The sequence below is a fragment of the Pseudomonas sp. Van50 genome, assembly GCF_055390755.1.
The window spans coordinates 4,390,247-4,402,592 of record NZ_AP024343.1; the positions used below are offsets into that span (position 1 = coordinate 4,390,247).

Annotated in this window: 14 protein-coding genes; 5 read left to right on the plus strand and 9 right to left on the minus strand. The window is 60.7% G+C overall.

Annotated features, from left to right (window positions below; all coding sequences use genetic code 11):
- Positions 1 to 29: 29 nt before the first annotated feature.
- Positions 30 to 689 (plus strand): carbonic anhydrase, encoded by a 660-nt coding sequence (locus ACZ5M5_RS18430; protein ID WP_464737754.1) that lies wholly within the window; start codon positions 30 to 32, stop codon positions 687 to 689.
- A 15-nt stretch (positions 690 to 704) separates the two neighbouring features.
- Here ACZ5M5_RS18430 and cynR read toward each other — a convergent pair whose 3' ends face one another.
- Together cynR and ACZ5M5_RS18440 are read right to left on the minus strand one after the other, a co-directional pair.
- Positions 705 to 1,655, minus strand: a complete 951-nt coding sequence (gene cynR, locus ACZ5M5_RS18435; protein WP_464737755.1) for a transcriptional regulator CynR — start codon at positions 1,653 to 1,655, stop codon at positions 705 to 707.
- A gap of 88 nt (positions 1,656 to 1,743) precedes the next feature.
- Entirely contained in the window at positions 1,744 to 1,968 is a 225-nt protein-coding gene (locus ACZ5M5_RS18440) for a hypothetical protein (RefSeq protein WP_060741841.1), read from the minus strand.
- On the opposite strand from ACZ5M5_RS18440, the gene ACZ5M5_RS18445 reads away from it, so the two are divergent.
- Complete coding sequence (locus ACZ5M5_RS18445) at positions 1,967 to 2,155, plus strand: hypothetical protein (RefSeq protein ID WP_207283073.1); 189 nt, start codon at positions 1,967 to 1,969, stop codon at positions 2,153 to 2,155. The two genes, ACZ5M5_RS18440 and ACZ5M5_RS18445, sit on opposite strands and share 2 nt — an antisense overlap.
- 220 nt (positions 2,156 to 2,375) lie before the next feature.
- Here ACZ5M5_RS18445 and ACZ5M5_RS18450 read toward each other — a convergent pair whose 3' ends face one another.
- Positions 2,376 to 2,723: a carboxymuconolactone decarboxylase family protein gene (locus tag ACZ5M5_RS18450; protein ID WP_060741839.1), complete on the minus strand. Its 348-nt coding sequence runs from the start codon at positions 2,721 to 2,723 to the stop codon at positions 2,376 to 2,378.
- A 110-nt stretch (positions 2,724 to 2,833) separates the two neighbouring features.
- On the opposite strand from ACZ5M5_RS18450, the gene ACZ5M5_RS18455 reads away from it, so the two are divergent.
- Positions 2,834 to 3,757: an AraC family transcriptional regulator gene (locus ACZ5M5_RS18455; protein WP_464737756.1), complete on the plus strand. Its 924-nt coding sequence runs from the start codon at positions 2,834 to 2,836 to the stop codon at positions 3,755 to 3,757.
- Between the two features lie 3 nt (positions 3,758 to 3,760).
- Here ACZ5M5_RS18455 and ACZ5M5_RS18460 read toward each other — a convergent pair whose 3' ends face one another.
- The 5 genes from ACZ5M5_RS18460 to ACZ5M5_RS18480 all read right to left on the minus strand — a co-directional run bounded on the left by ACZ5M5_RS18460 (position 3,761) and on the right by ACZ5M5_RS18480 (position 10,288).
- Entirely contained in the window at positions 3,761 to 4,672 is a 912-nt protein-coding gene (locus ACZ5M5_RS18460; RefSeq protein ID WP_103308020.1) for a LysR family transcriptional regulator, read from the minus strand.
- A complete protein-coding gene (locus tag ACZ5M5_RS18465; RefSeq protein ID WP_464737757.1) occupies positions 4,672 to 5,592 on the minus strand; it encodes a LysR family transcriptional regulator in 921 nt (306 codons plus the stop codon). Before ACZ5M5_RS18465 ends, ACZ5M5_RS18460 begins: the two co-directional genes overlap by 1 nt.
- Positions 5,593 to 5,691: 99 nt before the next feature.
- Entirely contained in the window at positions 5,692 to 6,321 is a 630-nt protein-coding gene (locus ACZ5M5_RS18470; protein ID WP_464737758.1) for a glutathione S-transferase family protein, read from the minus strand.
- Positions 6,322 to 6,451: 130 nt separating this feature from the next.
- Positions 6,452 to 8,506, minus strand: coding sequence for a 2Fe-2S iron-sulfur cluster-binding protein (locus ACZ5M5_RS18475; RefSeq protein WP_464737759.1), 2,055 nt, complete (start codon positions 8,504 to 8,506; stop codon positions 6,452 to 6,454).
- Positions 8,507 to 8,680: 174 nt separating this feature from the next.
- Positions 8,681 to 10,288 carry an ATP-binding response regulator gene (locus ACZ5M5_RS18480; protein WP_060741833.1) on the minus strand — a complete coding sequence of 536 codons (1,608 nt, stop codon included), beginning with the start codon at positions 10,286 to 10,288 and terminating at the stop codon, positions 8,681 to 8,683.
- Positions 10,289 to 10,390: 102 nt separating this feature from the next.
- Here ACZ5M5_RS18480 and ACZ5M5_RS18485 point away from each other — a divergent pair, with 102 nt between their 5' ends.
- Entirely contained in the window at positions 10,391 to 11,029 is a 639-nt protein-coding gene (locus ACZ5M5_RS18485) for a response regulator (protein ID WP_060741832.1), read from the plus strand.
- A gap of 316 nt (positions 11,030 to 11,345) precedes the next feature.
- A complete protein-coding gene (locus tag ACZ5M5_RS18490) occupies positions 11,346 to 11,861 on the plus strand; it encodes a hypothetical protein (protein WP_464737760.1) in 516 nt (171 codons plus the stop codon).
- Between the two features lie 54 nt (positions 11,862 to 11,915).
- On the opposite strand, the gene ACZ5M5_RS18495 is transcribed toward ACZ5M5_RS18490, so the two are convergent.
- Positions 11,916 to 12,305 carry a hypothetical protein gene (locus ACZ5M5_RS18495; RefSeq protein ID WP_464737761.1) on the minus strand — a complete coding sequence of 130 codons (390 nt, stop codon included), beginning with the start codon at positions 12,303 to 12,305 and terminating at the stop codon, positions 11,916 to 11,918.
- Between the last annotated feature and the right edge of the window lie 41 nt (positions 12,306 to 12,346).

Genomic DNA, 12,346 nt, shown 5'->3' on the forward strand with positions numbered 1-12,346 from the left:
TAACACCCTATTCATTGGAGGCAAGCAGCATGAAAGCGCTGATCGAAGGTTTCCTGAAGTTCCAGCAAGAGGTCTTTCCACAACGCACGGATCTGTTCAAACACCTGGCCACCACGCAACACCCGGGCACGTTGTTCATCACCTGCTCCGACAGCCGTGTTGTGCCGGAACTGCTGACCCAGCAAGAACCCGGCGAACTGTTCGTGATCCGTAATGCCGGCAATATCGTGCCGTCCTATAGCCCGCACCCGGGCGGTGTTTCCGCGACGGTGGAATATGCCGTCGCGGTGCTGGGCGTGAGGGATATCGTGATCTGTGGTCATTCCGATTGCGGTGCCATGACCGCCGTCGCCAAATGCGCCTGCATGAATCACCTGCCGGCGGTCAGCGGTTGGCTGCAACACGCCGAGTCGGCACGGGTCATCAATGAGTCACGGCCTCACGTCGATGACGCGGCGAAAGTCAGTTCGATGGTGCGTGAAAACGTCATCGCCCAATTGGCGAACATCCAGACGCACCCGAGTGTGCGGCTGGCCCAGGAGAAGGGCTTGCTCAACCTGCACGGCTGGGTCTATGACATCGAGACCGGCTCCATCGACGCCCTGGACGTCGACAATCGCAGCTTCAAGTCCTTGGCGGACAACCCCCAGGCGTGTGCCGTACCGGCCCGGACGGCGACTGCCGCGTGAGGGTAGCTGCCTGGTCTATGGCAGTTGCCCACCTCGATCACGGTGGCGAGGGAGCTTGCTCCCGCTGGGCTGCGCAGCGGCCCCAAAGCCATCCACCCCGTGCAACAGTGTCTCCACGAAAGCCACGGACGCCGCGCTGTGATAGTTGTTCTTGCGCCGCAACAGCGAAGCTCCACGCCGGGGCGCCGCGTCCTGCAGCGCCAGCTTGCGCAGTGCGCGCTCCTGGGTGGCGATGGGCTCTGGAAGAATGGTGGCGACGGCCGAATGCCCGATCACTTCCAGCAACGTGCTGACCGAATTGACCTCAATGCTCACCTTGGGCGTGATCCGAGCCTGGACGAAGTAGTCGTCGATGCACGTACGGGTGGCAAAGTCAGGGCTCAACAAGGCGAACTCCAGTTGCCCGACCTGCTCAGCCGTCAGCGCGGTCTGGCAGTCATACAACGGGTGATTGCGCCCCACCATCAGTCCCAGGGTTTCGGTGAACGCCGGGATCGATTCGATATCGGCGCTCCTGACCTGATCGAATGCGATGGCGATGTCTAACGTGTCATTCGCCAAGCCCTCCTCGATATCAACCATCGACAACTCGAAGATTTGCAGATGGATATTCGGGTATCGCGCTCGATAGTCACGCACCAGCGGCCCGACCAGGTAAGCCATGAACGTCGGGGTCATGGCCAGCCTCAAGCTGCCGCGGGACAGGTCCTTGACGTCGTGCAGCGCGCGCTTGCCGGCGGCCAGCTCCACCAGCACCCGCCGGGCGCATTCGATATAGGCCGCCCCGGCATCCGTGGGCCTGACCGTGCGAGACGTGCGGTCGAACAGACTCACGCCAAGAGTTTCTTCCAGTTGCCGGATCTGTTGCGACAGGGTCGGCTGCGACACGTGCAGCACCTCGGCGGCACGCGTGAAACCGCCGTGGTCAGCGACCGCCAACAGATAGCGCAAGTGACGTAGCAACATCGGAACCACCACCTGGAGCTTGGGTAATTGCGATGCATTGTATAGGGGACATGTCGCGTCCACATCCGCCACGGGCTCAGCGTTGCGTTTAGCGGGTCGGCGTCAACCTCAGCACCCGCATCACAAAAGCGCTCGCCTTCGCCAGCATGGCGCCGCTCGTACTCGGCTGGCACAGGACGTTCGAAACGGGTGCTGCAGACTCGCTGGCCAGGGCGCCCATCAACTGGGGCAACAGGAATCCGCTTTCGTATTCTGGGTGAATCGCAACAGAGGTGTCCGACCAAGGGTTGCCGGTGCAGGTGACGTCGATCATGGGAAATCTCCTGGAGGATGGAGAGCACTGCGACGGCCCGAAACGGTCGATCGCTTCTGGGATCAGTTTCACTGGCGAACAGTTTTTAGAGAATGCCCAGGAATCTGATGACTTGATTGCGCCATCTGAAACAATCGCCCCGGGCAGCCAAAAAAGCCCCGGTGTCGTTGCAATGCTGTTCACTTAAGGCTGTCGACAAAGCCGTGGCGAGGGAGCTTGCTCCCGCTGGGCCGCGAAGCGGCCCCAAAAACTGTCAAATGCGGAGCATCAGATACACCGCACCCACCGGTTTACGACTGCTTCGCAGCCGAGCGGGAGCAAGCTCCCTCGCCACAGGTCCATCATCTTTCTTAAATGAACAGCATTGCGGTGTCGTTGAGGGACCGGGGCTTGGGACCGGCTATGAGTCACGCCGGTTTTTTCAGCGTGTCATACGCTTCAAGCGAGCGCAGCGAGTAGATGTAGGCAGCCCCCGCATTCAACGAAATCGCAGTGGCCAGGGCCGCTGCGACCTCTTCACGGCTCGCCCCCGCCTTGATCGCCGCATCCGTGTGGGCGGCGATACAGCCGTCGCAACGGGTGGTCACGGCGATGGCGATCGAGATCAGCTCGCGGGTCTTGGCATCGAGCACGTTGTTTTCGCTGGCGGCTTCCCCGAGCGCCATATAGGCCTTGACCATTTTCGGGTTGCTGCGGCCCAGCGCGCCAAACGCTTTCTGAATGGTGGGCAACAATTCGGACCAGTTATTGAACATGGCATTAACTCCTGAGTGGGTTGGGTGTACTGTTTTGACGCCCTCAGTTTTTCACCCTGGCGCCACTCGGTTTTGCTCAATCCGCTCAGTTTTTTTGGCGAAACGCTCAAATGAATGCGATCGATAAACTCATCAGCCTGGCCAACGTTCGCGGCAGCCTGGACCTGCGCTGTCAGTTCCAGGGCGACTGGGCCCTGGATCACGGCCAGCATGCCCTGGGCACGGCGCCCTATCACATCGTGCTGGCCGGCGAATGCCGCGTCGAGTTTGCCGATGGGCAGCGCTTGCCTATGCGCGCCGGTGACATCCTGCTGCTGCCGCGCGGCGCCCCGCACCTCATGCACAGCCCTGGGAAAATGGTGACGCCGACCTCACCCCGGATCGTGACCGGAGGCGCCCTGCCGATTCACCGCATTGGCGGTGCCAGCGCGGAGCTGGACATGCTTTGCGGTGGTTTTCACTTCAACCGGGCTTCGTTGCTGTTCAGCGCCCTGCCCGACTACCTGGTGATTCCCAGCGGCGCCTTACCGGCCAACGGACCTTTGCCGGCATTGGTGGAAATCCTTCGCGGGGAAGCGGATGGGAACCAGCCCGGCGCTCGCTTCTTGCTCGACGCCTTGTCCCAGGCCCTGTTCACCCTGATTCTGCGTGCGCACCTGGCGAGTCATGGCCAGGACAGCGGCACGCTGGCCCTGCTCGGCGACAAGCGCCTGGGCCGGGCCTGGCAGGCGATGCTGGCGGACCCTGCGCACGAGTGGACCATTCAAGGCCTGGCAGACCTCGCGAGCATGTCCCGGGCCAATTTCATGCGCGCATTCGTCAAGCTGGCCGGCGTCTCGCCGTGGGTACTGTTGACGCAAGTGCGAATGGAGTTGGCCTTCAGTCTGCTCAGCCACTCACACCTGGGGCTGAGCGATATTGCCGTACAGGTCGGCTACCAATCCCAGGCTGCGTTCAGCAAGAAATTCAAGGAAATCTACGGCGAGGCGCCAGGGCGGGTGCGTCGTGGGATCCAGGCCCCGAACGCGCGCTGACTATCAAGAGATATCCGCTCGCAGGGCCGGGTGCTCGCGCAGGTGCTCGACGATGTAGTCCACGAAACTGCGCACCCGCATCGGCGCCTTGCGCCTTTCACGGTAGACCACCTGCACGGGCATGGAGGGTGGTTCATAGGCTTGCAAGACCCTGCGCAAGCGTCCGCTGCTCAGATAGTCGTACAACGGATAGCTCAAGCAACGCGTCAACCCGGCCCCATGAGCTGCTGCGTCGATGGCCGCCTGTAGCGTGGCGCAACTGAGCCGCGTGCGGGCCTTGAAGCCGTTGGTCTCGCCCTGCTGTTGAAAAGACCACTGGACCCAGTCCTGGTTGGCCTGCGTGGCGATCAGGCGGTGATCGTGCAGATCCTGCGGCACAACCGGCTCACCATACATCGCCAGATAACCAGGACTGGCGCAGACGAGCGAGCGAACGCTGCCGACAGGTCGTGCGATCAATGAGCAACTGGGTAGATGCCCTACCAGCACCGCGACATCCAGCCCTTCCTCATGCATGTTCGGGAAACGATCATGGTAGTGGGCCAATACCCTGATCTCGGGAAAGTGATCCATGTAGCCGGCCAATACCGGGGCCATGACATAACGGCTGAACAAGGTGGGCAACAGAATCGTCAGATTGCCCTGGGCCTGGACATGCCAGCCCTTGGCCGATGCTTCAGCCTCGTCAACGGCCTGGAGAATGCGTGAACAATCGGCCATGAAGCCGACCCCGGCTTCCGTCAGCGCCACCCCGCGCGTGCTTCGTGACAGCAGCTGCACACCCAGTCGCGCTTCCAGTCGAGCGACCGCACGCATCACGGTCGGGCCGGAGACGTTGAGGCGCTGGGCGGCCGAGGCGAGGCTGGGGCACTGCGACAGCGCGTGGAATATCAGCATTTCATGGTGGCGCGCCATCAGCCGGTGCCTTTTACAACAGGCTTGAGCGTGACGTCGTCTCCCAGCCGATCGGCGAGGAAGTCCACGAACGTACGCACTTTGGCCGGCACCCGATTGCTCTTCTGATACACCACGTGAATCGGCAACGCCGGTGGTTCGAAGGCCTTGAGCACCACTTCCAGTTCACCCTCGGCGACCTGCCGGGCCACTTGATATGACAATACCCGGGTAACGCCCCAGCCCTGGCGGGCGATATTGATCGCGGCCTGATTCGCGGTCACCACCAGGCGTGGGTCAACCCGCAGGCTCAGCGAGTTTGCTTCGTCCATGAACTGCCAGTGGCTCAGCAAATGACTGGCCGAAGACATCACGATATTGGCCGTGCTCAACTCGCCAGGATGGGTTGGACGTCCATGGCGCTGGAAATAGGCCGGAGCGCCGCAAATCACTTGGCGTACCTCACCGACCTTGATGGCGTGCTGATTGTTTTCCTGCAAATGGCCGATGCGGATCGCCACATCGATGCCCTCGTCCGCAATATTCACCACACGGTCGACCAACAAGGCATTGAGGTGCACCGAGGGAAACCGATCCAGGTAATCCGTCAGCAAGGGCGCGATGTACAACTCGCCAAACAGCACCGGCGCGGTAACCGTCAGATACCCGCACGGGATCGAGTAGCTGCCGGCGGCGGCCTCCTCGGCCTCTTCGAGCTCACTCAGGATCCGCCGGCAATCTTCCAGGTAGCGTTGCCCCGCTTCGGTCAGGTGCACATTGCGGGTGGTACGAGACAATAGTTGGGTGCCGATCCGTTCTTCCATCGCCGCAATGGCTCGCGTCACGCTCGGTGGCGAAATGCGCAAGCGCCGGGCGGCAGCGGCGAACCCTTCCTCCTCGGCAACCACCATGAAAATCTGCATTTCCTGAAAGCGATCCATGGGTGATCCAGCCTTGCTTGAGGGAGATTGAACATACGTGGCGGTTTCGGCCTCAAGGCTTGCCGGAAGAGGCCTCCCGGCAAGCTCCTGCGGTTTGACTCAGGCTTGCTGCAAGCCCTTGGCGGTGCGCTGCATGCCGACGAAATTCGGCAAGGCTTCGATGCTGCCCAGCCAGGCACGGACGTTCGGATAGTCGGTCAGCGCGACATTGCCTTCCGGTGCATGGGACACGTAGGTGTACGCGGCCACGTCAGCGATGGTCGGTTGCTCACCGGCCAGGAACCGGCTTTGCCCCAGCTCCGTCTCCATCACCTTCAACAGGGCGTGGGAACGCTTGATGGCATCTTCGGCGTCATAGCCGGCGCCGAACACGGTGATCAATCGGGCGTTGGCCGGCCCCTGGTTGATCTGGCCCGCGGCCACCGAAAGCCAGCGCTGCACCCGGGCCTGGGCGAGCGGATCGCCGGGCAGCCATTGGCCCTTGCCGTATTTGGCCGCGAGGTAGACCAGGATCGCGTTCGAGTCGGCCAGCACAACACCGTTGTCATCGATCACCGGCACCTGGCCGAAGCTGTTGATGGCGAGGAACTCCGGGGTCTTGTGCTCGCCTTTCATCAAGTCCACGAATACCAGCTCGGTCGGCAGGCCCAGCAGCGAGAGCATCAGCTCGACACGATGGGCGTGACCCGACAACGGGTGGCGATAAAGTTTGATCGCGTTATCAGGCATGACGTACTCCATGTTGTTTGGGCTCGAAGCGGTGATCGCGTCGATGGGGCTATCCTCTGCTCCTGCTCCGGACAGTGGAATAACCAGCTTTTACAATCCAGCATTTCACCCAGTGAAACGATCGCAAGCCCTAGACCTCAAGCACCAACGGTTCGCTGCCTTGAGCCGGCACCGCGCAACAGATCAGCACTTCGCCTTCGCCAACCGGTTCGGCCGGCTGGCTCAGGTAATGCACCTGGCCGCGGCTCAAGCGGGTTTTGCAGGTGCCGCAGGAGCCGCCGCGGCAGCTGAATTCAGGGTTCAGGCCGCGCGCTTCGGCCAGTTCCAGCAGCGTTCCGCCGCCGGGTTCCCAGCGGGCCTCCTTGCCGGAACTGGCGAACAAGACCTTCACCGCTTCAGTCGCGGCCGGCACTTGCTGGGGCGCCGGCATGCTGACTTCGATGTCCCGCACAAGGGTGGAGGGACCGAAGGTTTCCGCATGGATGCGATCGTCAGGGATACGCAATTTGCGCAGCCCGTCGTACAGCGCCTGGGTAAAGCTGCCCGGCCCGCACAGATAGAAGTCGTAGTCGTTGAGCGGCAGCAGTTTCTTCAACAGTTCCACATCGATCCGGCCCGCCAGGTCATAGCCTTCACCCGCATTTGCTTCGGTGGGCGGTTGGCTGACCATGCGCACAACCTGGAGCTTGTCGCCGGCACGGGCGGCCAGTTCGTCGATCTCTTCACGGAACGCCAGGTCGGCCACCGAGCGGGCGCTTTGCAGCAGCCAGACCGGGCGCATGCGGCTGATGCGTTGCCCCTGGTAAACCACCTCGCGCAACATCGACAACAGCGGCGTGATGCCCACCCCCGCTGCCAGCAATACCAACGGACGCCGCTCGGTGGCCTGGACGGTGAAATGGCCCTGGGGCGCCCGCGCTTCGATCTCGTGCAGCGCCCGCACCTGCTCATGCAGGTGGGACGACACCGATCCATCGCGCTTGACGCTGATGCGCAGGAAATCATCCGACGGCGCACTGGAAACGCTATAGGTTCGAATCGACGGCGCTTTCTGCCCCTCCAGCTGGATCCGCACCGGCAAATGTTGCCCGGCTTCAAACCGAGGCAAGCCCAAGCCATCGCTCGCCTGCAGGTAGAACGAACGAATGTTGTGGCTCTCATCCACGACTCGCGCAACCCGCAACGCACGCCAGCGGCTACGCAGCGCCTCAGCCTGCAAACGCTCGGCGGCTTGCTCCCAACTGCCGGTCATCAATGAATTGGGCGAATCGCCTTCATCCTGATCCTTCCAGCGCAGCGCGATGGCGGCCGGACGATAGACGATGCGTTGCGGTGTGAAGCGCAGCAGCCGCTCGGCGCCTTGGAAGGCATTGATCTCGGGATCGTCCAGCAGGACTTGCGCCGAGCCACTCATTTGCAGCAGATCGCCGGTCTGGAAATCGACGAACACCAGCCCGGCCCGTGGGTTGAGCAGAATGTTGCCCAGGGTGTTGAAGAACAGATTGCCGGAAAAATCCGGAATGGTCAGCGACCCGTCTTCATCCATGCGCACGAACCCCGGCTTGCCGCCACGGTGAGAAGCATCGACCTGCCGCTCGCCATCGCGCACCACGTAGGTGGCGATATAAAACGAATCGGCCGCCGTCACCAGGCGCCGGACCAGCGGGTCTGACACGCTCAACTGCCGCGGCGCGACCGCCTGTGGGTCGACAAATTGATACTGGCGCAGGTTGATGTAGCGAGGGCAGTTGCCATAGGCCTGGCTCACTGCAATCTCCAGCCCTGGGGCAAGCTGACGGCGCACGACGCCATTCATGCGATTACGCCGACGGGTGTGCAATTCGATCCCCAGCATGCCGATGGCATCCCCCTCGCCCATGCCCTCCTGGGCGGGGTCGTTCGGCTCGGGCGCGAGGTTGATGTGCAGGGTCTGCGGATCGGGCGAATTCATGAAACCCGGTTGCCCCGCGCGCAGGGTCGCCCACACGTCGCCTTGCCGGTCCACCGCCCCCAGCACCACGAAAGGCAGTTGGGCGTAGAACTCCCGGTGCTGGTCCGGCATCCACGTACGCGCCAGTTGCCGTTGGCCGACACTGGCCATCATGTCGACAGCCCCGACGGAGCGCTGCAAGGTCAGCTCTCCTTCGTGCCAGGGCGAGGTTTTTGCTTGCAAGGCTTCGTCCATCAGCTACTCCTCGCGCTCGCAGCATGAACGCCTGCGCCAGTGCGCTACGGTTGGGGATTCTCCGCCATCGTTTGCACGGGTGTGCAAGTGGCTGGCGTTATCTTCTGCCCAAAGCGGTTGCGCAGGAATACGCACGAACTGCAATCCACCGTTTCATAAAATGGAATGGTGGACTCATGGCCTGACACTGGCGAAATGCTTGGTCAATTCGAGCAAGGTCACCCGCAACTCCGGAGGCCGCACGGGCTTGGCCAGGATTGAAATGTTCATGTGGTGCAGGGCGTGGCGAATTCTTTCGATTTCATGGCCGGTCATGATCATGGCGGGGACTTCCCAGCCTCGCTGTTCGCGAATCGCGGCAATGCATTCGGCCCCCGAGACTTTCGTACCCAGGTCGAAGTCAGCAATGATGATGTCGCAGTCGCTGGTCACACCCACCCCGTCGCTGTGGGTTTCCACTTCGCATCCCCACTTCTCCAACAGCGCCGACGTCGCCATCAGCACGTTGGCGTCATCCTCCACCAGGCACACCCGCAAGCCCTGCAAACGGCTTTGCGTGGGCACCGGTCTGTCCACCACAGCCCTTGGCGCGACCCTTTCCAGCCCTTGGATCGTGGCGCGCGTGCCCTGGCCGAGCCGGGAGTCCAGCTGGATGTCCAGATTGATCAGGTGGCTGATTCGCTTGACGATGGACAACCCCAGGCCCAGCCCCTCGACATCCTTGTCACGGACATGGCGTACCCGATAAAACTCCTTGAACACCTCAGGCAGATGTTCGGCGGCAATGCCCCGGCCCTTGTCGTAGATGACGATGGCCAGGCCACTGCCTTTCGGACGCACACCGATCAACACCGGTTGGCCGGGGGCATATTTGAGCGTATTGGAAACCAGGTTCTGCACCATGGTCGCCAACAAACCGGCATTGACGCTGACCCAGTGCCGGCAAGGCCGCAGGCGCAACTCGACACCGGCCCAGCGGGCGGCTTCGGTGTTCTGCTTGACCACATCCTGGAGCAACGCGCCCAGGTGCACGGGTTCGGCCTGGGGTTCAAGCTGCCCGTTGTCGAGGGTGTAGATGTCCAGGATCGAACGAAACAGCTGCGACACGATGTGCAGCGAACGGTCGATGTTGTCCACCAGTCGCAGCTCTTCCTGGCCCAACCGGGCATCACGCAGGCAGGCGGTGAACAAGCCGATCGAGTGGATCGGCTGGCGCAAGTCATGGCTGGCCTGGGCCAGGAAGCGGGATTTTTCCTGGTTCGCGGCAATCGCCTCTTCCGAAGCGATGCGGGTACGGGTCAGCAGGATATGCGCATAGGCAGGCACCACGATGGTGGTGACGATCAACGTCAGGAACAGATAGGGCTGGCCACGCCAGAACGGCGTGAGCAGGAAAATCACCCCCAGTGTCGACAGCGCGAGAACGGTTGCCAGCGCCAGGTAGCGCGAGCCGAAGCGCATGCCATTGCCCAACGTGACCCAGAGCAATGCCGCGTACACCGGCAGCGTGCCCTCCCCACCGACGATCAAGGCAAAGGCGAGGCTTGCGTAATCCAGGGTCATGGCAAAAAGACGACGCAGGAAAAAGTGCCCGGGCCAGCGCCTGACCGCCATGCGCAGCGGGACCGCGGCGCCGAAGAAAAAGGCCATGTACCACAGGATCGGTACATAGGTTTCGAAGTCGCTGGCCAGAAAGGCCACCACAATGATGTAAAGCGCAGTACACGCCCCGACCGTCAATCTCAATGTCGCCTGATCAAGCTCGCTATTCTTTTCCGTCATAGTCACAGGAATATTCCCAACATGAAAGTTTGTATCAACTTGAAAACCAAGGGAGTCGTTTAGGTTACGATGTGCGAACTTGAAGTCAGAAGGATCTGAAGCATGACGTGCAGAGTCATTGTGGCAGATGACCATCCTTTGTTTCGTGAAGGTATGTTGAGAACCATCGAACGGCTTCTGCCGACAGCCACCATAGAACAAGCTGGCAATCTGGATGAAGTATTGGCGCTGGCGCGTTCCGGGGTGGAAGTGGACTCCCTGATACTCGACTTGCGCTTTCCCGGGATCAAATCGCTGCAAGTCATAGGCCAGTTGCGCAGTGAGTTCAAACGGACCTCCATTATTGTGGTTTCAATGATGGATGACATCGAGGTTATTTCCCAGGTGATGGCGCTGGGTGCCGACGGTTTCATCGGCAAGAATATCGACCCTTCCGATATTGCCGACGCCATCATGGCAATACGCGAAGGCGAAGTGGTGGTGAAGTATCAAGCCGAAAATTCGGTACTGGACGATGCGCTTTCCCAGCTGACCGTACGCCAACGGCAAGTGCTTGGGTTGATCGCGGCCGGCAAGACCAACAAGGAAATAGCCCGGGACCTGGGCATTTCCCCGTTCACGGTGCGCATCCATGTCTCGAGCCTGCTCAAATCCCTGGGTGTCCCCACGCGCGCGGCGGCCGCGGCGCAATTTTCCAACTTTCCAAGCAATGGAGGATGGTCGGAAAAACAAGACAATTAAATGTATAACAGCTGCAAATACTCATTGAGCATTACCCTCCCTGCCAGTCCCCCAGGCCATAGCACACTTGTACTATAGCTTCGCCCAGTACTCTCCCCCTAAGCTGTGGGCGTTCCATACAAAGGCTGTTCGAACAGCCAATCATAAAGAAAGCCAACGCGCCATTCGCCGTGCAGTATCACTGTGCCTATCGAAACGTCATGGCGTGCGAAGCCTATGGATTAAATAAGTCCACAGGCGGCGCAATGCTGGGTCAACTTCACCGTCTGTGCGGTTGAAATGGAATGGTCCTGACATTAACTCAAGGTAAGTCATCATGTCCTTCGAATATGGAAAAACACTTAGAAATGGATTGGCGCTGTGCGTGCTGGCGGGCGTACTCAACGGTTGTGCAAACACCGGTGACTTGGGCAACTTGGGCAACTTGGGCAACTTGATGGGCACCTTGAATCAGGGCGCCCAGAAATACGACGTCTCTTACCTCAAGCAAACGATCATTCCGGGCAAGACGACAAAAGGCCAGATCACCCAAATGTTCGGCGCGCCGACGAATGAAGAGCTCAATTCGACCAGCGCCAGCAACGAGTCGAACTGGACCTATGAAAAGAGTGATGAGGGCCTGGATAAGTACATGAAGCTGGCCCATAAGTACGTGTCGCCCGAGACACGCCTGAAGATGGCCGACACCTCGGCACAACTGTACAAGGCACAAACCGTGGCCAACGACGTCAGCAGCGTGACCGGTGGGAAAACGGGCCAAAGCCAGACCCAAGGTTCGGTATTGACCATTTATTTCGTCGATGACGTCGTGAAGTACTACAGGGTCTACTGACGCAATGACTCGTCCGTTGGGGGCAGCATCAAGCCTGTCCCCAACCTTCACCGATCACTCCTTCCACGTACCTCCGCTCAAGGCGCAACTCTTGCGGGTGCTGTCCAACAGCTCAGCGGTACGCTTGTAGTAATAAAAGTCCACGCCCTGCCCGTTCACATTCACACAGGTGCCCTGGGGATTCTCCGGGCAGGTTTGCGAGTAGGTGATCCTGCCCGCTTCGCCACCAAGCGCGACCGGCATGTTGGCGAAGGATTCACAACTGGCGCGGAACTTGGCCGCCGGTTGCTTATCGCTCGCCTGCACGCAGTCTTTCGCCTCGATGTGTTGCCCCATGACGGTCATCTCACCTTCCATCGTGCACGCCTGGCTACCCGCATGGGCCACTGAAACGCACAGCATCGTTGCGCTGATCACACTGAAAAAACGAACGACTCCGTTCATGTACTCTCCCGACGTCCTGAGTGGTCATACCTCCTGAAGTA